Source organism: Rhizobium phaseoli, assembly GCF_001664385.1.
Classification (GTDB): domain Bacteria; phylum Pseudomonadota; class Alphaproteobacteria; order Rhizobiales; family Rhizobiaceae; genus Rhizobium; species Rhizobium phaseoli.
Map to the genome: position 1 here is coordinate 265,881 of NZ_CP013532.1, position 20,596 is coordinate 286,476.

General features: G+C 63.0%; 17 protein-coding genes. 8 read left to right on the forward strand and 9 right to left on the reverse strand.

Annotated elements, in window-relative coordinates; genetic code table 11:
• Positions 1–7: 7 nt before the first annotated feature.
• From AMC88_RS01260 to AMC88_RS01280, 5 genes are all read left to right on the forward strand, one after another.
• Positions 8–1,285 (forward strand): CpaE/TadZ family protein, encoded by a 1,278-nt coding sequence (locus tag AMC88_RS01260; protein WP_012482277.1) that lies wholly within the window; start codon positions 8–10, stop codon positions 1,283–1,285.
• Positions 1,286–1,307: 22 nt separating this feature from the next.
• Complete coding sequence (locus tag AMC88_RS01265) at positions 1,308–2,786, forward strand: CpaF family protein (RefSeq protein ID WP_064824684.1); 1,479 nt, start codon at positions 1,308–1,310, stop codon at positions 2,784–2,786.
• Between the two features lie 4 nt (positions 2,787–2,790).
• On the forward strand, positions 2,791–3,798 hold the full coding sequence (locus tag AMC88_RS01270) for a type II secretion system F family protein (protein ID WP_004668689.1): 1,008 nt from the start codon (positions 2,791–2,793) through the stop codon (positions 3,796–3,798).
• Between the two features lie 14 nt (positions 3,799–3,812).
• Positions 3,813–4,799 (forward strand): type II secretion system F family protein, encoded by a 987-nt coding sequence (locus AMC88_RS01275; RefSeq protein ID WP_004668688.1) that lies wholly within the window; start codon positions 3,813–3,815, stop codon positions 4,797–4,799.
• Between the two features lie 123 nt (positions 4,800–4,922).
• Entirely contained in the window at positions 4,923–5,555 is a 633-nt protein-coding gene (locus AMC88_RS01280) for a LysE family translocator (RefSeq protein WP_064824685.1), read from the forward strand.
• 37 nt (positions 5,556–5,592) lie between these two features.
• Here AMC88_RS01280 and AMC88_RS01285 read toward each other — a convergent pair whose 3' ends face one another.
• Positions 5,593–6,432, reverse strand: a complete 840-nt coding sequence (locus AMC88_RS01285) for a tetratricopeptide repeat protein (RefSeq protein WP_004668686.1) — start codon at positions 6,430–6,432, stop codon at positions 5,593–5,595.
• A gap of 142 nt (positions 6,433–6,574) precedes the next feature.
• Here AMC88_RS01285 and AMC88_RS01290 point away from each other — a divergent pair, with 142 nt between their 5' ends.
• The 3 genes from AMC88_RS01290 (at position 6,575) to AMC88_RS01300 (ending at position 9,434) form a co-directional block, all read left to right on the forward strand.
• Positions 6,575–7,966: a leucyl aminopeptidase family protein gene (locus AMC88_RS01290; protein ID WP_064824686.1), complete on the forward strand. Its 1,392-nt coding sequence runs from the start codon at positions 6,575–6,577 to the stop codon at positions 7,964–7,966.
• A 236-nt stretch (positions 7,967–8,202) separates the two neighbouring features.
• On the forward strand, positions 8,203–8,553 hold the full coding sequence (locus tag AMC88_RS01295; protein WP_010024908.1) for a MarR family winged helix-turn-helix transcriptional regulator: 351 nt from the start codon (positions 8,203–8,205) through the stop codon (positions 8,551–8,553).
• A gap of 23 nt (positions 8,554–8,576) precedes the next feature.
• Positions 8,577–9,434, forward strand: a complete 858-nt coding sequence (locus AMC88_RS01300) for a C40 family peptidase (RefSeq protein ID WP_064824687.1) — start codon at positions 8,577–8,579, stop codon at positions 9,432–9,434.
• Here AMC88_RS01300 and AMC88_RS01305 read toward each other — a convergent pair.
• The 8 genes from AMC88_RS01305 to purU form a co-directional block, all read right to left on the reverse strand.
• On the reverse strand, positions 9,427–10,818 hold the full coding sequence (locus tag AMC88_RS01305) for an amidase (RefSeq protein ID WP_064825785.1): 1,392 nt from the start codon (positions 10,816–10,818) through the stop codon (positions 9,427–9,429). The two genes, AMC88_RS01300 and AMC88_RS01305, sit on opposite strands and share 8 nt — an antisense overlap.
• A gap of 35 nt (positions 10,819–10,853) precedes the next feature.
• Positions 10,854–11,717 (reverse strand): ABC transporter permease, encoded by an 864-nt coding sequence (locus AMC88_RS01310; RefSeq protein WP_064824688.1) that lies wholly within the window; start codon positions 11,715–11,717, stop codon positions 10,854–10,856.
• A gap of 2 nt (positions 11,718–11,719) precedes the next feature.
• The gene (locus tag AMC88_RS01315; protein WP_064824689.1) at positions 11,720–12,667 is read right to left on the reverse strand and encodes an ABC transporter permease; all 948 of its coding nucleotides are present in this window, start codon (positions 12,665–12,667) and stop codon (positions 11,720–11,722) included.
• Positions 12,668–12,976: 309 nt separating this feature from the next.
• Complete coding sequence (locus tag AMC88_RS01320; protein WP_185185225.1) at positions 12,977–14,506, reverse strand: ABC transporter substrate-binding protein; 1,530 nt, start codon at positions 14,504–14,506, stop codon at positions 12,977–12,979.
• Positions 14,507–14,623: 117 nt separating this feature from the next.
• On the reverse strand, positions 14,624–15,607 hold the full coding sequence (locus AMC88_RS01325) for a P1 family peptidase (RefSeq protein ID WP_041683820.1): 984 nt from the start codon (positions 15,605–15,607) through the stop codon (positions 14,624–14,626).
• A gap of 125 nt (positions 15,608–15,732) precedes the next feature.
• Complete coding sequence (locus AMC88_RS01330; RefSeq protein WP_003544544.1) at positions 15,733–15,927, reverse strand: hypothetical protein; 195 nt, start codon at positions 15,925–15,927, stop codon at positions 15,733–15,735.
• Positions 15,928–16,447: 520 nt separating this feature from the next.
• Positions 16,448–19,375 (reverse strand): aminotransferase, encoded by a 2,928-nt coding sequence (locus AMC88_RS01335; protein ID WP_064824691.1) that lies wholly within the window; start codon positions 19,373–19,375, stop codon positions 16,448–16,450.
• A 120-nt stretch (positions 19,376–19,495) separates the two neighbouring features.
• Positions 19,496–20,380 carry a formyltetrahydrofolate deformylase gene (gene purU, locus AMC88_RS01340; RefSeq protein WP_012482289.1) on the reverse strand — a complete coding sequence of 295 codons (885 nt, stop codon included), beginning with the start codon at positions 20,378–20,380 and terminating at the stop codon, positions 19,496–19,498.
• Between the last annotated feature and the right edge of the window lie 216 nt (positions 20,381–20,596).

Below are 20,596 nucleotides of genomic sequence, written 5' to 3' on the forward strand. Positions count from 1 at the left end.
CGGGACGATGAGCGCCATCGAATACGAGATCAAGAATCCCAGCGAGCTTCGTCATGCCGAAGAGGCGGTGCGCATGGCGGATCTGGAGGCCATGCGGCCGCTGCCGCGCATCTCGGTTCACGCCTTCTGCGAGAGCGAGACCCTGCAGAATGTCATGGAGCGTTGCGCCAATGATCGGCGCATGGCGAAGGTCAGCCTGCGCATCACCAGCGGCGGTATCGCCGCTGCCGCCAATATGTTTTCCGGTGCGCCGACGCCGAACCTCATCATCCTCGAAACCAAGGCGAATGTCGGAAGCCTGCTTGCCGAACTCGCTCCGCTCGCCGCGGTCTGCGATCCGACCACCAAGGTCGTCATCGTCGGCTACTACAACGACATCGGACTGTATCGCGAGCTGATCCGCAACGGAATTTCCGAATATATGGTCCAGCCCGTCGCCATGCCCGACATCCTTGCGGCGATGGCCTCGATCTTCGTCGATCCGGAAGCCGAGCCGCTCGGCCGCAGCATCGCCTTCATCGGTTCGAAGGGCGGTGTTGGCGCCTCGACCATCGCCCATAATTGCGCGTTCGGCATCTCCAATCTCTTCTCCACCGAGACGATTCTTGCCGACCTCGACCTGCCCTATGGCACGGCGAATATCGACTTCGACCAGGATCCGGCCCAGGGCATCGCCGAAGCGGTCTTCGCGCCCGATCGTCTCGACGAAGTCTTCCTCGACCGCCTGCTGACGAAATGTTCCGAGCATCTGTCGCTGCTCGCCGCCCCCTCGCTGCTCGACCGCGCCTATGATTTCGACGGCCAGGCTTTCCAGCCGGTGCTCGACGTCTTGCAGCGCAGCGCCCCGGTCACCGTGCTCGACGTTCCGCATGCATGGTCGGAATGGACCCGCTCGGTGCTGGCGAGCGTCGACGAGGTGGTCATCGCGGCGGTTCCCGATCTTGCCAACCTGCGCAACACCAAAAACATGCTGGATGCGCTGCGCAAGATGCGGCCGAATGACAAGCCGCCGCATCTCATCCTCAATCAGGTCGGCATGCCGAAACGTCCCGAGATATCGCCGTCGGATTTCTGTGAGCCGCTGGAGATCGATCCGATCGCGATCATCCCCTTCGACATCAACCTCTTCGGCAACGCCGCCAACAGCGGCCGGATGATCTCGGAAGTCGATCCCCGGTCGCCGACGGCGGAAACCTTTTCGCAGATATCGCACATAGTCACCGGTCGAGCGGCGATCAGGAAGGCGAAGAAGGGCGGCCTGCTTGGCCTCCTGAAGCGCAAGTAGACGAATAGAAAGAAGAAGCGGCATGTTTGGAAAACGCGGAAACGAAGGTTTCGGAAAGGCTGGAGGTGCGATCGCTTCTCCGCCGCCGGCTCCGGCCGCGCCCGCGCCCGTGGCTTCCTCTCCCTCCATTCTGGTCGAACCCGCGCGCGAGAACCAGCGCCAGCAGGTAGCGCCGCCGCCGATGCAGGCGCCGCAGCGCAAGCGGCCGGTCCGCACCGACGAATATTACGACACCAAACAGCAGGTCTTTTCTGCACTGATCGACACGATCGATCTCTCGCAGCTTTCCAAGCTTGACGGCGAAAGCGCGCGTGAGGAAATCCGCGACATCGTCAACGACATCATCACCATCAAGAATTTCGCGATGTCGATCTCCGAGCAGGAGGAACTGCTCGAAGATATCTGCAACGACGTCCTCGGCTATGGCCCGCTGGAGCCGCTGCTGGCGCGCGACGACATCGCCGACATCATGGTCAACGGCGCCGGCCAGACCTTCATCGAAGTCGGCGGCAAGACGATCGAATCGGAAATCCGGTTTCGCGACAACGCGCAGCTTCTCTCCATCTGCCAGCGCATTGTCAGCCAGGTCGGCCGGCGCGTCGATGAATCGAGCCCGATCTGCGACGCACGCCTGCCCGATGGCTCGCGCGTCAACGTCATCGCGCCGCCGCTGTCGATCGACGGGCCGGCGCTCACCATCCGCAAATTCAAGAAGGACAAGCTGACGCTCGATCAGCTCGTCCGTTTCGGCGCGATCACGCCGGAAGGCGCGACCGTGCTGCAGATCATCGGGCGGGTGCGCTGCAACGTCATCATCTCAGGCGGCACGGGTTCGGGTAAAACGACCCTCCTGAACTGCCTGACCAACTATATCGACCGCGACGAACGCGTCATCACCTGCGAGGACACGGCCGAACTGCAGCTGCAGCAGCCGCATGTCGTGCGTCTGGAAACGCGCCCGCCGAATATCGAAGGCGAGGGCGAGATCACCATGCGCGATCTCGTCAAGAACTGCCTGCGTATGCGTCCCGAGCGCATCATCGTCGGCGAAGTGCGCGGACCCGAGGTTTTCGACCTGTTGCAGGCGATGAACACCGGCCACGACGGCTCGATGGGCACGATCCACGCCAACACCCCGCGCGAATGCCTGAGCCGTATCGAATCGATGATCGCAATGGGTGGCTTCACGCTGCCGGCAAAAACGGTGCGCGAGATCATCTCCACCTCGGTTGACGTCATCATCCAGGCGGCGCGCCTGCGCGACGGTTCCCGCCGCATCACCCAAATTACCGAGGTGATCGGGATGGAAGGCGACGTCATCATCACCCAGGATCTGATGCGCTACGAGATCGAAGGCGAAGACGCGGGCGGCCGATTGATCGGCCGGCACATGTCGACCGGCGTCGGCAAACCGCATTTCTGGGATCGGGCGCGTTATTTCAACGAGGAAAAGCGCCTGGCCGCCGCCCTCGACGCGATGGAAGCGAAAACCAAGGATTAGGCTGATGTTCGGGTTCGATCCGATAGTCCTGGCAATCGTCGTCCTCGCCGCAGTTTCAGCGGCGGCGGTCGCCTATGCCCTGATGTTTTCCCGGATCGAGGCCGACAAGAAATCGGCAAGCCGCATCAATCGTGTGAAATCGGCAGAGGTCGACCGGGTCAAGGTCAAGGCTGCCCGCGACCGCGTGCAGGAACTGTCGAAGCGGCGCAAATCGGTGCAGGACAATCTGAAGGATCTGGAAAAGCGCCAGCACGAAAAAACCCGCAAGACCCTGTCGATGAAATCCCGCCTGTTACAGGCCGGCCTGCCGATCAGTGTGGGGAAATTCTATCTCATCAGTGCCGTCTTCGCTTCGGTGCTGCTGTTCGTCGCCTTCGTCGTCGGCGCATCATGGATGGTCATGATCGGCATTGCCGTCGTCGCCGGTCTCGGCCTGCCGCGCTGGGTTCTCGGCTTCCTGATCAAGCGCCGCCAGAACAAATTCCTCAACGAGCTCCCCAATGCGCTCGATGTCATCACCCGCTCGATCAAGTCAGGCCTGCCGCTCAATGATGCAATCCGGCTCATCGGAACCGAAGGCACCGAGCCGGTCAAGAGCGAGTTCCGGCGGGTCATAGAGGCGCAGCAAGTGGGCCTCAGCATTCCCGACGCCTGTGCCCGCATGACGCTCCACATGCCGCTCCAGGAAGTCAACTTCTTCGCGATCGTCATCGCCATCCAGTCGCAGGCGGGCGGCAATCTGTCGGAAGCGATCGGCAATCTCTCCAAGGTGCTGCGCGAGCGCCGCAAGATGAAGGCCAAGGTGTCGGCGCTGTCGATGGAAGCCAAGGCATCGGCCGTCATCATCGGCGCGCTGCCCTTCATCGTCGCGACCCTCGTCTACCTGACTTCGCCGAACTACATGATGATCCTTTTCACCGACCCGCGCGGCCATCTCATCATGGGTATCTCGGCGGTCTGGATGTCGATCGGCATCTTCGTCATGCGCAACATGGTCAATTTTGACATCTAGCGGAAGGAAGCACCATGTCGCAGGACCTCGCCGCAACACTGACCAATCCGGGCATGCTGATCGCCGTCTTCGTCGCGATCGCCGTCTTCGCCACTTTCTACACGATCGCCATCCCGTTTTTCGAGCGCGGTGATCTAACCAAGCGCATGAAGGCCGTTTCGACCGAGCGCGAGCAGATCCGCGCCCGCGAACGCGCTCGCATGAATGCCGACCCGGGCGCCGGCAAGGCGTCGCTCCGCAGCCAGAACAACCGCTCGGTCCGCCAGATCGTCGAGCGGTTCAACCTGCGCCAGGCGCTCGTCGACGAAAATACGGTCAACAAGCTCCGCGCCGCCGGTTTCCGCTCGGAAAATGCGTTGAATACCTTCCTCGTCGCGCGCTTCCTGCTGCCCTTCCTCTTTCTGGCGCTTGCCGCCTTCTGGGTCTTCGGCCTCGGCAACCTTGCCGAAAGGGGCATGCCCATCCGCCTCTTTGCCGTCATCGGCATCGGTTATGTCGGCTTCTACGCGCCCAACATCTATATCTCCAACCGCATGGGCAAGCGTCAGCATTCGATCAAGCGCGCCTGGCCGGATGCACTGGACCTGATGCTGATCTGCGTCGAATCCGGCATTTCGATCGAGGCGGCGATGCGTCGCGTGTCGGAGGAGCTTGGCGAGCAGTCGCCGCCGCTTGCCGAGGAGATGGTCCTGACGACGGCAGAGCTTTCCTTCCTGCCGGATCGCCGGGTGGCGCTCGAAAACCTTGCCATGCGCACCCAGATCGAACTGGTGCGCTCGGTGACTCAGGCACTGATCCAGGCCGATCGCTACGGCACGCCGGTCGCCCAGGCGCTGCGCGTTCTCGCTCAGGAAGGGCGCGACGAGCGCATGAACGAAGCGGAAAAGAAGGCGGCCGCCCTGCCGCCGAAACTGACAGTGCCGATGATCCTGTTCTTCCTGCCGGTGCTGATTGCCGTTATCCTCGGTCCGGCGGGAATCCAGGTGGCGGACAAGTTCTGACGGTTTCCAAGCCGCCAAACCTTGCGTGACGGGCGCCTGCACAGCTGGTAAATGAGGTCGACGGCCATCGGGCGGGCGCTTGCACCTGCCCCGGCGCTCGCTCATTCCCGGAGAAAGCTTTCGATGTCTTCGATTGGAATTTTCATCAGCATCATGGCAGCCCTGGCAGTCGGCGCGGTGAGCCCCGGCCCAAGCTTCGTCGTCGTCTCGAGGATCGCCATTTCGCGGTCAAGGCTCGATGGCCTTGCGGCCGCGCTCGGCATGGGGGGCGGTGGCGTCGTTTTTGCCGCGCTGGCGCTCGCCGGACTGACGGCGCTGCTGTCGCAGTTTGAATGGCTCTATCTGCTGCTCAAAGTCGCGGGCGGCGCCTATCTTCTCTATATCGCCGTCAATATCTGGAGAGGCGCTGCGCAGCCGCTCGCGGTGTGCGACACCGTCAACGGCCGCCGCGCGCCGATGCGCAGCTTCACGACTGCGTTGCTGACCCAACTCAGCAACCCGAAGACGATCATCGTCTATGCCAGTCTGTTTGCCGCGCTTCTTCCGAGGACGGTCCCACTCGACCTGATCATTGCCCTGCCGCTCGGCGTCTTTGCAGTGGAGGCGGGATGGTACTCGATCGTGGCGCTGGCTTTTTCCGCTCGCCGTCCGCGGCGCTTCTATCTGGCTGCGAAGAGCTGGATCGACCGGGCCGCCGGTGCCGTCATGGGCGGCCTCGGCCTCCGTCTCATACTTTCGGGTCTCAGCGCCCGTTAAATCATTACCCGGAGGCCGTCTTCGGCGTTAATGCCCGTCAATTGGTATTGCTGTCGCCCGCTGCTGCCGGCGCTTTGTCCTTGGCGGCGAGTTTCTGCCAGGAATTCTGCTGCGACAGCATACCTCTGAGATAGGCGACATTGGCATCGGCCTGCTGCGGCGAAAGCTCGCGCCGCGCGATCTGCTCGGCTTCCGCAAAACGTCCCTGCAGGCCGACGACGAGCGCCAGGTTCTGCCTGACGCGGCTGTCGGCGTTTGGTTGGCCGGCGGCGGAGCGCAGATAGGTTTCAGCTGTGCGCAGATCGCCGGTCAGCACGTAGGACATTCCGAGATTGGACAGGATGGACGGCTCGTTCGGCTGGATATCGAGCGCGTCGCGATAACGTTGCCTGGCCTCGCTTGCCCGGCCCATCTGATCAAGGATCGCGCCTTGGGCCGAGACCAGCTTCCAGTCCGGACGATCCGGGGTCTGGGCCCGGCCGATCGTGTCGAGCGCCTGCTGGAACTGCCCGGCTGCCGCTTGTGCCTTGCCATAGGCGGCCAGCACGTTTCGGTCGCCCGGATTGGCGATCGCCACCTGCTGCATGACGGCGAGAGCCTGCGCGTCGCGGCCGTTCATGCGGAGCAGATTGGCATAGCTGACGCCGGTAACGGGATCACGCGGGTTCTTTTCATAAGCCTGGCCGAGCCGGTCCGTCGCCGAGCGCAGCTCGGTCGCGTCCATCTCTTCGACTGGCTTGGTAAGTTTCGGCACCGAACCTGTCGTCATCCGGTCCTTGGTCGTCGTCGAGCAGCCCGCCAGTGCAAGGACGATCAGCGACGCCGCGACGCCCTGCAGGAAGCGATTGGTAGATTTGGTGGTGAGCGAGGCAGGCATGACGCGTTCCTGATTCCGAAATCGGCGCCTCACCTCGAACGCGGGACAGGGAAAGGTTTGACGCAATCTTCGCTCCAGCAATAGTCTGTTAACCCTAACAGACCGTTAAGGAGTGATTCCTGACGACCGCCGAAGGACAATCATGGCCCCCTACCAGTTCATCGAAAGACCGACCCCCTTCAACACGAAGGGCGGTTCGACGCTGCCGATCTTTGCCGTCACGCCCGCCCATATCGAGACCGGCACGATCGATCCGATCGCCCTCGACTGGGCGAAAAAGGCAGGATACAAGGCCGAGAGCGGATCGCTGCTGCTGATCCCGACCGCCGAAGGCCATCTCGGCGGCGCGCTTTTCGGCCTCGGCACCAATCCATCCGAACAGCCTTATATCACCGGCAGGCTCGCGCTTGCGCTGCCGGCCGGCGACTGGCACATCGAGACCGCGCCGCTGACGGCAAATCGCCTGGCCCTCGGCTTCGGGCTCGGCAGCTACCGTTTCGACCGCTACAAATCGGAAAAATCTGCCGCCGCGACAATGCTCATTCCAAGCGATGCCGACGGCGCCGACATCAAGCGCCAGCTCGCCGGCGTCTTCCTCGCCCGCGATCTGATCAATACGCCGACGAACGACATGGGGCCGGACCAGCTCGAGGCGGCTTTCCGCGGTCTCGCCCAGCATTATAAGGCGGAAATGTCGGTGATCACAGGTGACGAACTGCTTGAGCAAAATTTCCCGCTCGTCCATACCGTCGGCCGCGCCAGCGCCGATGCACCGCGCCTTCTCGAACTGCGCTGGGGCAAGAAGGGCCATCGCAAGGTGACGCTCGTCGGCAAGGGCGTCTGCTTCGATACCGGCGGCCTCGACATCAAGCCGGCCGCCTCGATGCTGCTGATGAAGAAGGATATGGGCGGCGCCGCCAATGTCATGGGGCTCGCCCTGATGATCATGGACGCCAAGCTGAAGGTCGATCTGCGTGTCATCGTTCCGGTCGTCGAAAACGCAATCTCCTCCAACGCCTTCCGCCCAGGGGACATTTATCGCAGCCGCAAAGGCCTCACCGTCCAGATCGACAATACCGACGCCGAAGGCCGCCTGATCCTGGCCGATGCGCTGGCCTATGCCGACGAGGAGGAGCCCGAGCTCCTGATTGACATGGCGACGCTGACCGGTGCCGCTCGCGTTGCGCTGGGCCCGGATCTTCCGCCCTTCTTCACCGACGACGCCAATCTGGCGCATGACCTGACCGAAGCGAGCCTGGAAACGGACGATCCGATCTGGCGCCTGCCGCTCTACCCCGGTTACGAAAAGGACATCCGCGCCAAATTCGCCGATCTCACCAACGCGCCGGCCGGCGGCATGGCGGGAGCGATCACCGCAGCGCTTTTCCTCAAGCGTTTCGTCAGCAAGGCGAAGAGCTGGGCGCATTTCGACATTTACGGTTGGGCCCAGTCTGAACGGCCGCATTCGCCGGGTGGCGGCGAAGCCCAGGCGATCCGCGCGCTGTTTCATCATATCCGCACGGGCTTGCGCTAGAGCATGATGCCGAAAAGTGTACGCGGTTTTCGGACGACATCATGCTCTAACTCTTTAATTTAGAACAGGATTTATCCTGTTCTAAGGCACGCCGGCCGAACCGCGCCGGCGGTGGGGCGGAGGGCGATCGTTAAAATTTTATTCACCCTGCCGGACGGCAATTGCCGGCGGCCCTTGCATGTCCATGGCAACTGCCGGAAAATGAAACGCTAGCGTAACGATTTTCCGGAGGGGCCGTGCCGATCGAACTGACCGCCTCGCAGGCGCTGGGACTCTGGCATGGCGTGGCGCTCGATCAGGTGCGCCTTGACGATCGCGATTTGACGTTGCGACAGATGGCGATCCTGCTGCATATTTATCTGGTGCCGCCGCCCCACACCGTGCGCGGGCTTGCCGCCACGCTCGGTGTCACCAAGCCGGTCATTACCCGCGCCCTGGACACGATGGGCGAGATGGGCCTGGTCGATCGTGTGCGGGACAATGCCGATCGGCGCAACGTCATCATCAAGCGCACCGTCGGCGGGGCGCTTTACCTGGAAAAGCTTGGCGATCTCGTCCGTGATCAGGGTCGGCGCCTGCCGATCTGAAGGGCGATCTAAAAGGAATGGGAATGACGATGTTCGACCGCCGCCTGCATGCCTATAGGCCCGATCTCGCGGAAGCAGACCTCGAAGGCAAGGTGGAGGCGTCGCGCTTCGTGCAAGGCACGCCGGCACGCGTCGCCGTTCCCGTCATTGGCTTGCGTCCTCAGCCAGAGCTTGCGCGCGGCATCGATACGGAACTGCTTCTTGGCGAGCAGGTGACGGTTTTCGATCGCGCCGATGGCTGGTGCTGGGTGAAAGCCGCATCGGACGGTTATGTCGGCTATCTCCCTGCAGACGCGCTCTCGCAAATTGATCCGGTACCGACCCACATCGTCACCGTGCCGCGCACCTTCCTCTACCCGGAGCCCGAGCTGCGCAAACCGCACCTGACGACGCTCTCGATGGGAAGCCGCGTTCACGTCGCCAGCGAGGCGGAAGTGCGAGGCAATCATTATGTCGTGCTCGCGGATGGAACCACGATCTTTGCCAGGCACGTCCGGCCGATCGGTGCTCTCGACGGTGCCGATTATGTCGAGATTGCCGGCCGATTGCTGGAGACGCCCTATCTCTGGGGCGGACGTTCCGGTCTTGGCATCGATTGCTCCGGCCTCGTCCAGCTTGCGATGCTGATGACCGGCCGACAGGCGCCGCGTGATGCCGACATGCAGGCAGCCGGCCTCGGCGAAGCGATCGACCGTTCTGAAATCCGTCGCGGCGATCTGGTATTCTGGAAGGGCCATGTGGCGATTTTCGAGGATCCGCAGACCATCCTTCATGCCAATGGTCACAGCATGACGGTGGCGCGGGAGAATTTCGAGGCTGCCGTCGCGCGCATCGGCTCGCTCTATCAACAGCCGACCGGCTATCGCCGCCCATTCAAGTGACCGGCGGCCGCGGCCAGGCGCTCACGCCGCCCGTCCAATCTTCGAAGGCTTTCGACAGCCTGAGGACCCGCATGTCGTCGAAGCGTGGCCCGACGATCTGCAGGCCGATCGGCATGCCCGACCGAGAGAAGCCGCAATTGATCGAGGCGGCCGGCTGTTCCGACATGTTCCATGGCACGGTGAAGGCGATATGTTCGAACGGCCTTGCCGGATCGTTGGTCGGCGATGCCCATTCGGCCGGATAGGAAATGATCGGGTTGGTCGGCGAGAGCAGCGCGTCGATCGTCGTGAACAGCCGTCCGCAGCTCCGGCGCATTTCGATCGTCTGGTTGAAGCCTCTGACCGCATCGACGCCGCTGACTTCGGCGCCGGCCTTTGCCCAATCGCCTATATAGGGCAGGATACTGTCGCGCCGCTCTTCATCCAGGCCAGCGATATCGCTCCACAGGCGGGCGCGCCAGAAACTGTCGAGCCCGTCAAGCATGGCGCGCGTCAGCACCGGCTGGACGGATAGGATGGTGGCGCCGGCCTTCTCGAAGCTTCTTGCCGCCGCTTCGACCGCGTCCCTGATTTCGTCATCCACCGCAAGCCCGCAGCCGGCATCGAGCATCAGACCGATCTTCATGCCTGACATGTCGATTCCGAGATCCATCCAGTCGAAATCGTTCGGCGGCAGGCTGGTGCCGTCGCGCCAGTCCGGCCGTGACAGCGTCGCCATGGAAAAGGCCGCATCTTCGACCCTGCGCGTCATCGGGCCGAGGCAGCGCCCGACATAATAGGGATCGGCCGGGATGCGCCCGTGGCTCGGCTTGAAGCCGAAAATGCCGGTCCAGCCGGCGGGCAGGCGCACCGAGCCGCCGATATCCGTGCCGATATGCAGCGGCCCGTAGCCGGCCGCCGCCGCGCCGGCAGCCCCGGCGCTCGATCCGCCGGGATTCTGTGTGATGTTCCAGGGATTGCGGCTGAGAGCATGGAAGCTCGAAAGGCCGGAGGAAAGCATGCCGTAATCGGGGCAGGTGGTCTTGGCGAAGATCACCGCGCCATCTTCGCGCAGCCGGGCGGCGGCCGGCGCGTCGGCTTCCGCCGGTTTCAGCTCCACCGCCTTGGTCCCGAACGGCACCGGCTGGCCTTTCGTGGCGATCAATTCCTTCAGCGTCACCGGAATACCGTCGAGCGCGCCGAGCGGCCGTCCCTTCGCCCACCGCGCCGCCGATGCTTTCGCCTGCGCCCGCGCCGCCTCCGGATCGTAGAGGTAGAGCGCTGAAATCGACGGCTCCCAGGCGGCGATATGATCTTCCAGGGCGAGCCAGTAGTCGAGCGGCGAAAGGCTTTTATCGGCGAAGCGCCGTCTGAGCGCGCGGATAGTAAGGTCGGTTTCGGCCATGGTGTGGGCCTTCGGCGTTTCGTTTTGGCGGGACATCAGCGGCTTGCCTCGCGTGGATCGAGAAGATCGCGCAAGCCGTCGCCGAGCATGTTGAAGCCGAGCACAGCAAGCGCGATGGCAAGGCCGGGCAGCACCGCCAGCCAGGGCGCCAACGCCAAGTAGGTTTGCGCATCGGCGAGCATCCGGCCCCATGTCGGCGCTGGCGGCGCCATGCCGAGCCCGAGAAAGCTGAGACCGGCCTCGGTCAGGATCGCCAGCCCGAGCTGGATCGCCCCATGCATGATGATCTGGCTGATGATATTCGGCAGCACATGGCGCAGCGAAATGGTCAGGCGCGTATTGCCGATCGCGCGTGCCGCCGTCACATAATCGCGGCTCCATGCCTGCAGCGAAGTCGCCAGCGTCACCCGCGCAAAGACCGGGATCATAAAGACGGCGATTGCCGCGATCGCGGTAAACCGGCCCGGACCGAGAAAGGCGCCGAGCATCATGGCCGACAAGATCGGCGGCAAGGCAAAGATAACGTCGCAGATGCGCATCAGCAGCGCTTCGAACGGGCCGCGGATTGCTGCCGCCGAAACGCCGGCGATCGAACCTAGCGTCCCGCCGATCGCAACCGCGCTGATGGCGATCGACAGCGAATTCCAGCATCCCGCCATCAGCATCGACAGCACGTCGCGGCCGAACTGGTCGGTGCCGAGCAGGCCGAAGGCAAGCGGCGGCTGCAGTTTGTGGACGATCTGCATCTTTTCAGGCGGCAGCGGCGTCCAGACGAGCGACAGCAGCGCAACGGCGATCAGCAGCCCGACGATGACGGCGCCCGCGATCAAGTTCCTTTGCCGGCTAAGTCTGAAAGGGCGGCGGCCACTTGACGTGGCAATGGCTGCGATCGGCATCATGGTCAGGCCGCCTTTCTTATCCTGGGATCGATCGCCAGGCAGCAGAGATCGACGATGAAATTCACCACGATGACGAGGGCGGCGAAGAACAGCACGACATCCTGCATCACGATGATGTCGCGCTGGGAAAGCGCCTGCAGGGCAAGCCGCCCGAGGCCGGGCAGGTTGAAGACGTTTTCCACCAGCACTGCGCCGGCGACCAAAAAGGTGAACTGCAGCCCGATCATGGTGAGGATCGGGATCAGCGCGTTCGGCACGACGTGCCGCCACAACACGGCGCTTCGCGAAAGCCCTTTGGCCACCGCGGTGCGCGCAAAATCCTCATGCATCGTCTCGAGCACGGCCGAACGCGCCACCCGCGTCAACACGCCCGCCTGCGGCATCGCCAGCGCGAATGCCGGCAGAACAAGCGCCTGCAACGCCGGCAGCAGACCGGCGCCCCAGCCCGGGAAACCGCCGGCCGGCATCAGTCTGAGCATGGTCGAAAACAGAATGATCAGCAGCAGGGCCACCCAGAAAGCGGGCATTGCGATGCTGATCTGTGAAAACAGCGCTGCGGCGATATCGAAGACACGACCGCGGCGCGAAGCGGCCAGCACCCCAAGCGGCAGGGCGATCGCCACCGAAAGTGCGATCGCCATCAGCGCCAGCGGCAGCGTCACCGCCAGCCGCTCGACGATCAATCCCTTGACCGGGACACCATAGGTGTAGGATCGGCCGAGATCCCCTGACAGCACGCCGGCCAGCCATTGCCCGTAACGCAGGACGAGCGGCTGGTCGAGGCCGAGATCGTGCCGCAGCGCCGCTAAGGTCTCCGGACTTGCCGACGTGCCGAGCAGGATCGAGGCGGGATCGCCGGGCAGCAGATCCATGACGAGGAAGATCAGCAGCGAGACAATGACGAGGGTGATGACAAGGCCGGCGAAGCGGCGGGCAAGAAGGGCGATCATGGGTGCCACGCTTTCGGGGTGGCTTTTAGGGGTCCGTGGTGGCCATCCCATAAAGCTTGCGAGGTGACGCGTTCGTTACCCCACCCACCCTCATTCCTGTGCTCGTCACAGGAATCCAGCCACGGCGCGTCGGCGCGGTGAATGAATATTGTCCAAAGAAGAGAGTCTTCTGCGCCCAAGGACTTGGGCGCGCTGGATTCCTGTGACAAGCACAGGAATGAGGAATGGAGAGGGCGGTGCCTGATATTAAACGGTTCGCTACGCGACTTCCCTTCGCTCATCTTCACGCCTCACGCATCCAATGATGCCTCACTCCTCCCAGGAAACCCCGGACAGCACATTGGAAGGAATCGGCTCGTTCTCCCACAGCCCCTTCAGCTTCCTGTCCCAGACACCGAGTTTCGGCATGACGAAGAGGTAGAGCGCCGGTACGTCCTCGGCGAGGATCTTCTGTGCTTGCGCATAGATCGCGTTCTGCGCGGCGGGATCGGTCGTCTCCTGGACCTTCTTCATCAGTGCGTTGAAAGCAGGGTTCTTGTAATTGAAATAATAGGGATCGCGCGCGTAGATGTCGATGTCGAGCGGCTCGGCATGGGCGACGATCGTCATGTCGAAGTTGCGGTCCTTCATGATGTCCTGGACCCATTTCGCCGGAAATTCGGTCGGCTCGATATTCATCGTCACACCGATCTCGGCAAACATCGCCTGCATCACCTGAGCGCTGCGCGGCGCGTAAGCCATCTGCGGCGATTTGATCGTGAAGGTGAAGCCGTTGGGATAGCCGGCTTCGGCCAGCAGCGCCTTGGCCTTCCCGACGTCATAGGGCAGCACGCCGGTCGTGTCCTGATAGCCCGGATCGTTCGGCGTGTAGTGGCTGCCGATCGGCGTGCCGAGGCCCGACCACGCGCCGTCGATCACCGTCTTGCGGTCGATTGCCATCATCAGCGCCTGGCGCACGCGCTTGTCGTCGAAAGGCTTCTTGGCATTGTTCATGCCGGCGACGACCTTGAGCTCGGTATTGCCGATCCTGGTCACGAGCCTGGCATCGCCGTCGAACGAACTCATCAGCTCGGGTGCGGCAAATTCCGGAAAGGCGTCGAGATCGCCGGATTTCAGCGCGGCGGCCTGCGCCTGTGGATCGGCGATGAAGCGGAAGGTCACCTTGTCGAGCTTGGCGGCCGCATCCTTGTTCCAGTAGTCGGCATTCCTGGCGAGTTCGACCCTGTCGCCCTTTGCCCAGCTGACGAATTTGAAGGGGCCGGTGCCGATCGGCGTCACCCTGTCGTCCGCAGCGGTTTTCGGCGCGACCATCACCGAAGCCGGCCAGCCGAGCCAGTAGATCAAGCTGCCGGTCGGCGCCGACAGATGCAGCACCAGCGTTTCCGCATCGGGCGTATCGATCGAGGCGATCGAGGCGAAGAAGCGCTTCTGCGGATTGACCGAATCCGCACCGCGAGCGCGGTCGAGCGAAAACTTGGCGCTGGCGGCGTCGAAAGCCTCGCCGTCGTGGAATTTGACGCCGGTCTGCAGCTTGAATGTATAGGTCAGGCCATCGGGCGAGACCTCCCAGCTTTTCGCAAGCTGCGGCTGGACCTTGCCGGTCTGGTCGATCCTCACCAGTCCCTCGAACACGTTCTGCCAGGTGACCTGGCCGATTGCGACGGGTGCGGCGATCGTCGGGTCGAGGCCGGTCGGCTCGACGCTCATGCCAAGCTTGAGGCCGGTGTTCGCCGCTTCCGCCGGCGTCATCGCCGTCACCATGAGACCGGCCGAAAGCGCAACGCCGAGGGAAAGCCGCCGGACGAAACGTGCCGACGGCGCAAACGAAACCTTATTCATCATCCCCATTCCACCAGGTTGCGACCCAAAGCCTGCCGCGCTTCCGGTCTTGTTTTCCGCATGTCTTTGATGCAAACGCTGCACACTTGCGAGACATGTTTATTCAATCAATGACCGTCAGGATCGGTCGCGCCACGCCTTCTGCGCGCCTTCGGCCGGAAGGGCGCTCGCCTCGTAGACACCACGGGCGATCGCCCGCGCCATCACGAGGGTGGCGAGGTGGCAAAGCTCCATCAGGCTTGCCATGTCGTCTCGTCGATGCCGGCCGGTCGAGGCGGCAAAGACGGTGTCGCCGTCGAGCGGCAGATGTGCCGGCAAGAGCGCCCGGGCAAAGCCGTCATGGCCAGCCAGCGAAAGCCGGTGCGCCTCCGCCTTCGTCAGCCGCGCGTCGGTCACCACCGCACCGATCGTCGTCGCCGGCGTGTTCATCCCCTTGAGCCGCATCCTGTGGTCGGAGACCGCAGGCATGCCGAGCCCGCCGAATTCACCGTCTTTCTCGAAGGGCGCCGCCCAGAAATGCGGCCCGTCGCCGATCGTTGCGGAGCCGAGCGCATTGACTGCAACAACAGCCGCGATGCGGTGCCCGGCGCTGCTGACGGCACTGGCCGAGCCGAGCCCGCCCTTGAAGGTGGCGGTCGTCGCTCCCGTTCCGGCACCGGTGGTGCCGAGCGCGAATACGCCCTTGGCGGCCGCCTTCAACGCCGCATAGCCCATGTCGCGATAGGGTGAATGGATCCCCCAATCCTTATTCCCGCCATTCAGCAGGTCCATCAGGATCGCCTGCGGCACGATCGGGATGCGCACCGAACCCACGGCAAAACCGCGGCCGACCTCGCGCAATCCCGCCTGCACGCCACCGGCAGCATCAAGTCCGAACGCCGAGCCGCCGGAAAATACGAAGGCATCCACGGCGCTGACGGTCATCGATGGGTCGAGCAGGCCGGTATCGCGCCCACCCGGCGCGCCGCCGAGCACGGTACCCGACGCGACGGCCGGCTCGTCGAAGACGATGACCGTAACGCCGGAACCGAGGGCGAGGTCGGTCGCATGGCCGACGGCGACGCCGTCAATATCGGTAATCAGGTTGAGAAGGTCGGGCAAGGGCGGATCCTTGTGCACGAAGGGCCGCCGATAGGACTGCAATTGTCCTCAAAAAACAAGACCGGCCCCTGTGGCAAGACCGGTCACAAGAGAAAAGCCGCCAAAATCGGCAGCTGCCCCATGCCTCAGGCATGAAGCGGCTTCGGATGGCGGCGGGTCATCAGGTCATGGATGGCCAGCCGTACCTCGTCGGGCGACCCGAATCGCTGCTCGTCGAGGTCGTGGACATGGAATTTCACGGCGATGAACTTCAGCCGGTCTTCGTCTGGAATGACGATCCCGACGGGAACGCCGGCATATTCGATAACTTGTTTCTTCATTGATAGAACTCCTGCCGCGCGGCATGCGCAGCCATGGCGAATTGACTTGTCTGGTACCGTTGAAAGGAGGACGAACGTCACATTCGACAGTTCGGGCGGGAGAGGGCGCCCGGACGGTCATTGCCAAGCACAGGTCGCCCAAGCAGATCGGCGAGAATATCGATGTCTATCATGTCTCGTTCCTTGCGTTGGCGTTGCGCTTGAGTGGTCCCGGAAGAGCCCGGGGCCGGCGATGGCTGTCATCAATATCTACAAACTTAGTAGAGATTAACCGATAGCCTGTCAGAAACATATTCCGAAACGTGTCAAAAAATCGACGATCCGAAAAAATTAATTCCGTTCCTGGCGAACCTACCGAAAGAAACATATCAGCTCTTCGTAAAATTCGCATGACAGAATCGAAACTCTTTCGACCGCCGCAGCAGAGATAGGAAGCCTTGCTGTATCAGGCAATGGGCCGCTCCGCAAAAATCGAAATGCCTCGAAATGACCGATTTGGTTAAGGCGGCTGGAGCCTTGCTTACCAGCCTTCGTCGAGCACCTTTTCCAGCATGTCGGCGAAGAAATCCGCGCTTTCGATGCTGAGGCAGAGCGGCGGTTTGATCTTCAGCACATTTTGGTGATCGCCGGTCGGCTGCATGATGACGCCGAGTCTCAGAAGCCGATCGCAGATCGCCGCCGTCTCTTCCGTCGCCGGCTCCAGCGTCGTTCTGTCGCGGACGAATTCCAGGCCGAGGTAGAGGCCCATGCCGTGCACGGCGCCGACGATCGGGTGGCGGTTGATCAGCGCCGCAAGCCGCTCCTTCAAATGATCGCCGACCGTGCGGGCATTTTCCTGCAGCTTTTCCTCGGCCATGATGTCGAGCACCGCTATGCCGGCGATGCAGCTGACCGGGCTGCCGCCGGTGGAGGAAAAGAACGGCCCTTGCTTCTCCAGTGACTGCGCGATCGCGCGGGTGGTGATGACGGCGCCGAGCGGATGGCCGTTGCCCATGCCCTTGGCGATGGTGATGATATCGGGCACGACCCCTTGTTGTTCGAAACCCCAGACATAATGACCGAGTCTGGAATAACCGACCTGCACCTCGTCGGCGATGCAGAGGCCGCCGCGGGCCCGCACCTGCGCATAGATCTCCCTCAAATAACCGTCCGGCAACGGAATACCGCCGGCATTGCCGTAGACCGATTCGCAAATGAAGCCGGCCAGGCCCTGACCGCCGGCGTCGATCGTCTCCAGCATCGGCGTGACGGCGCCGAGGTAGCTCGCTGCCGTGTCAGGCCCGCGAAACGCGCCGCGATAGGTATTCGGCGAAACGACCGCATGCACCCAATCCGGCCGGGTGGTCAGCGCCTGCGGATTATCGGCGATCGAGGTGGAGACGGCGTCACTCGCCGCCGACCAGCCGTGATAGGCTTCAAGCAGGCAGAGCATGTCGCGCGCGCCGCTATGGACTTGCGCCAGCCGGATCGCCAGATCGTTCGCCTCGGAGCCGCTGTTGACCAGAAAGACCGTATCGAGCCCCTCCGGCGCAAGCGCGGCGAGCCGTTCGGAAAATTCGGCGATCGCGCCATAGTGGAAGCGCGAATTGGTATTGAGCCGCAGCCATTGCGCGCCGATTGCCGCGGCGAACCTGGGGTGGCCATGGCCGAGGATGGTGACGTTGTTGACCATGTCGAGATAGGCGCGGCCCTCGACATCGAACAGATGTTCTTTCCAGCCGCGCTCGATCTGCGGCGGCGCGGCATAATAGTGCTTCTGCGCGCTTGCCAGATGCGCCTGCCGCTTGATGAGCAGACCGGCAGTTTCCGGTTGCGGCGCATCCGCTTGCCGGTCGAGAAGGGGCGAGGGTGAGGGGCACAGCACCGACCAGGCCGCCGCCTCCCGTGGCGTGGCAAAGAGCGGCGGTTCGAGACCCGCGACGTTGCAGAGCTGGAGGCGCAGCCCGCCGAGCGACGACGCCTCTCCGGAAACCGAACCCAACGGATCACCGGCGGCAAGCACGGCGCCGTCCTCGATTGAAGGGTCGAGCCCGTCGAGGTGCAGGGTCATCGTCTCGCAGGTCAGGGTCAGATGCTGGTCCTTCCAGCCGATGCGGCCGGCAAAGGGGGCCGCGACCGCGCTTCCCGCAGCAAGGCATATGTCGACATGCAGGGCGCAGGTCGGCTGTTCCTTGCTGCTGCCAAGGGCCGCGCGCGAGAGCCGATATTCGCCGTAACGCGTTGCCGCCGCGCCGCTTTCGGTCGCAGCCCGGGCCAGCAGCCGCCAATCCATATCGGTATTCAGCCAGTTGCCGGCGGAAAAATGCGGGCTTCGCACGCCAAGATCGATATAGGCGATCGCGGCGGTATCGATGTCGGGCAGCAGGGGCAACCATTCCGATGTCTGCGGAGCGGCGACGTCGGCGCCTGCCGCCTTGAGGATGGCGGCTTCCATGAGTTCGAACGGGACCGACATTGCCGTATCGAAGATCACCCGCTCGGCGTCGAGATTGCCGCGGACATAGTCGTTATCCGGCTCGACTGAAATCTGCTGCTCGCTGCTGGCGACGAGGATGACCGCGCGGGCGACGATCAGCGGCCACAGCGCCTTCAGTTCGTCGTCGCTCAGCGGATAGATCGCCTGATAGGCGGTGACGGCGGGCAGGATATGAAAGGGATCGCCATTCGCCTGATGCAGCAGCGAGGCGCAGGTGACGGCGAGGTCGCCCACCAGCCAGCCGCGGATGATGTCGCCGAAATCGATCACTCCATCGGGGATCGTATGGCCGCGTGCATCACGGTGGCCGACGACATTGTCGCCGGTGACGTCGTGATGGACGGCCTGCAGCCGGAGCGACGGCGCCAGGGGCTGGATGCGGCGAACGGCCATCACCATGGTCTTGGCGATCCGGTCGCGGGCGGCGCTGTCGGTGATGGCGGAAAGCAGCTGCACGGCGACCGGCCCGGCGCGCCTCAGATCCCATTGCAGGCTGCGGTCGAGACCCGGATGGTCGAAATCGGCAAGGGCCTGCGCCAGCCTGGCGCAGAGAGCGCCAAGCGCCGCAACGGAAGCCGGCGCGACATAGGTCAGTTCCGTCAGCCCCGAACCTTCGAGATATTCCAGCAGCCGGACCTGATAGCCCTGCCCGCGCACGGTGAGGACAAGGATCTCTCGCCCGTCATTCGTGGCGACGACGTTCGGAACACGCGGCGCGTCCGGTTTGCCTTTGAGGTGATGGATTGCCGCATTCTGCGCTTCGAGCTCGCGGGTCTCGTAGGCGGCATGGCAGATTTTCAGGACGTAGCGTCCGCGATCACTGTCGACCCGGTAGTTCCGATCCTGCTGGCTGCCCAGTTCGATGACGGTGCCGGACAGACCGTAATGATCAAGAAGGATCTCTTCCGCGTCCGCGACGGTGACATCGGGACGCGGCAGCGCCATGCGATCAACAAGCGCCTCGTCGGTCATGACACCCCCTCCCGCAGCATGATTCGATTACCCGTTGCGCGAGATAATCAAATACTTGCCGCCGGCAGGCAACGGGTGATTGTCGTTTGCCAGCAAAAGAGATGCCGGCCTTGACCGGCCTCAGCCCATGCGTTCGGAGGCGTAGCTGCCCGGGCTTGCCGGGAAGACGACGGTGCGGTTGCCGTTGATGAAGGTGCGGTGATGGATATGGGCGTGGATGGCCCGCGCCAGCACCTGGCTTTCGACGTCGCGGCCGATCGAGACATAGTCCTCGGCGCTCTGGGCGTGGGTGATGCGGGCCGTGTCCTGCTCGATGATCGGGCCTTCGTCGAGGTCGGCGGTGACGTAATGGGCGGTGGCGCCGATCAGTTTGACGCCGCGCTCATAGGCCTGCTTGTAGGGGTTGGCGCCCTTGAAGGACGGCAGGAAGGAATGGTGGATGTTGATGATCTTGCCCGACATCTGCTTGCAGAGCTGGTCGGAGAGAACCTGCATGTAGCGGGCGAGCACGATCAGCTCGGTGCCGGTCTGATTGACGAGCTCGACCAGCTGGGCTTCGGCCTGCGGCTTGTTCTCCTTGGTCACCTTGATGTGGTGGAAGGGGATGTCGTGGTTGACGACGACCTTCTGGTAATCGAAGTGGTTGGAGACGACGCCGACGATGTCGATCGGCAGCGCCCCGATCTTCCAGCGGTAGAGCAGGTCGTTGAGACAATGGCCGAAGCGCGACACCATCAGCAGCACCTTCATGCGGCTTTCGCTGTCGTGGAACTCATAGTCCATCTCGAAGGGCGCGGCGACGGCGGCAAAATCGGCGCTGATCGCCGAGCCGGCCAGACCCTCTTCCGAAATGAAGCTGACGCGCATGAAGAACTTGCCGGTATCGAGATCGTCGAACTGCGAGCTGTCGATGATGTTGCAGCCCTTCTCGGCCAGATAGCTCGAAATCGCCGCAACGATTCCGCGCGTCGATTTGCAGGATACCGTCAATACATAGCTTCTCATGTCTCTCGCTCTTCCCTCTTCAAGACCGCAGCCGTGCTTAGATCAAAGCCCGGGCCGCGAATAGGCCGGCGCACTTTCATTCATGCGACAAATTGCAAGAGCAACCATCACGCTTGTGCAAGTTCTCTCGCTTCCAGGTCCAAGCTTAAGAGAAGTTGCGCAAAAAACTGTGCCGCCAGCGCCGTGGGGATGCGTATTCTCGCCTTCGGTACGAAA

Excerpts from the sequence above, each read along its gene's own strand:
- AMC88_RS01260 (WP_012482277.1), top strand. The coding sequence starts at position 8 with ATGAGCGCCATCGAATACGAGATCAAGAATCCCAGCGAGCTTCGTCAT.
- AMC88_RS01265 (WP_064824684.1), top strand. The coding sequence starts at position 1,308 with ATGTTTGGAAAACGCGGAAACGAAGGTTTCGGAAAGGCTGGAGGTGCG.
- AMC88_RS01270 (WP_004668689.1), top strand. The coding sequence starts at position 2,791 with ATGTTCGGGTTCGATCCGATAGTCCTGGCAATCGTCGTCCTCGCCGCA.
- AMC88_RS01275 (WP_004668688.1), top strand. The coding sequence starts at position 3,813 with ATGTCGCAGGACCTCGCCGCAACACTGACCAATCCGGGCATGCTGATC.
- AMC88_RS01280 (WP_064824685.1), top strand. The coding sequence starts at position 4,923 with ATGTCTTCGATTGGAATTTTCATCAGCATCATGGCAGCCCTGGCAGTC.
- AMC88_RS01285 (WP_004668686.1), bottom strand. The coding sequence starts at position 6,432 with ATGCCTGCCTCGCTCACCACCAAATCTACCAATCGCTTCCTGCAGGGC.
- AMC88_RS01290 (WP_064824686.1), top strand. The coding sequence starts at position 6,575 with ATGGCCCCCTACCAGTTCATCGAAAGACCGACCCCCTTCAACACGAAG.
- AMC88_RS01300 (WP_064824687.1), top strand. The coding sequence starts at position 8,577 with ATGACGATGTTCGACCGCCGCCTGCATGCCTATAGGCCCGATCTCGCG.
- AMC88_RS01305 (WP_064825785.1), bottom strand. The coding sequence starts at position 10,818 with ATGGCCGAAACCGACCTTACTATCCGCGCGCTCAGACGGCGCTTCGCC.
- AMC88_RS01310 (WP_064824688.1), bottom strand. The coding sequence starts at position 11,717 with ATGATGCCGATCGCAGCCATTGCCACGTCAAGTGGCCGCCGCCCTTTC.
- AMC88_RS01315 (WP_064824689.1), bottom strand. The coding sequence starts at position 12,667 with ATGATCGCCCTTCTTGCCCGCCGCTTCGCCGGCCTTGTCATCACCCTC.
- AMC88_RS01320 (WP_185185225.1), bottom strand. The coding sequence starts at position 14,506 with ATGAATAAGGTTTCGTTTGCGCCGTCGGCACGTTTCGTCCGGCGGCTT.
- AMC88_RS01330 (WP_003544544.1), bottom strand. The coding sequence starts at position 15,927 with ATGAAGAAACAAGTTATCGAATATGCCGGCGTTCCCGTCGGGATCGTC.
- AMC88_RS01335 (WP_064824691.1), bottom strand. The coding sequence starts at position 19,375 with ATGACCGACGAGGCGCTTGTTGATCGCATGGCGCTGCCGCGTCCCGAT.
- purU (WP_012482289.1), bottom strand. The coding sequence starts at position 20,380 with ATGAGAAGCTATGTATTGACGGTATCCTGCAAATCGACGCGCGGAATC.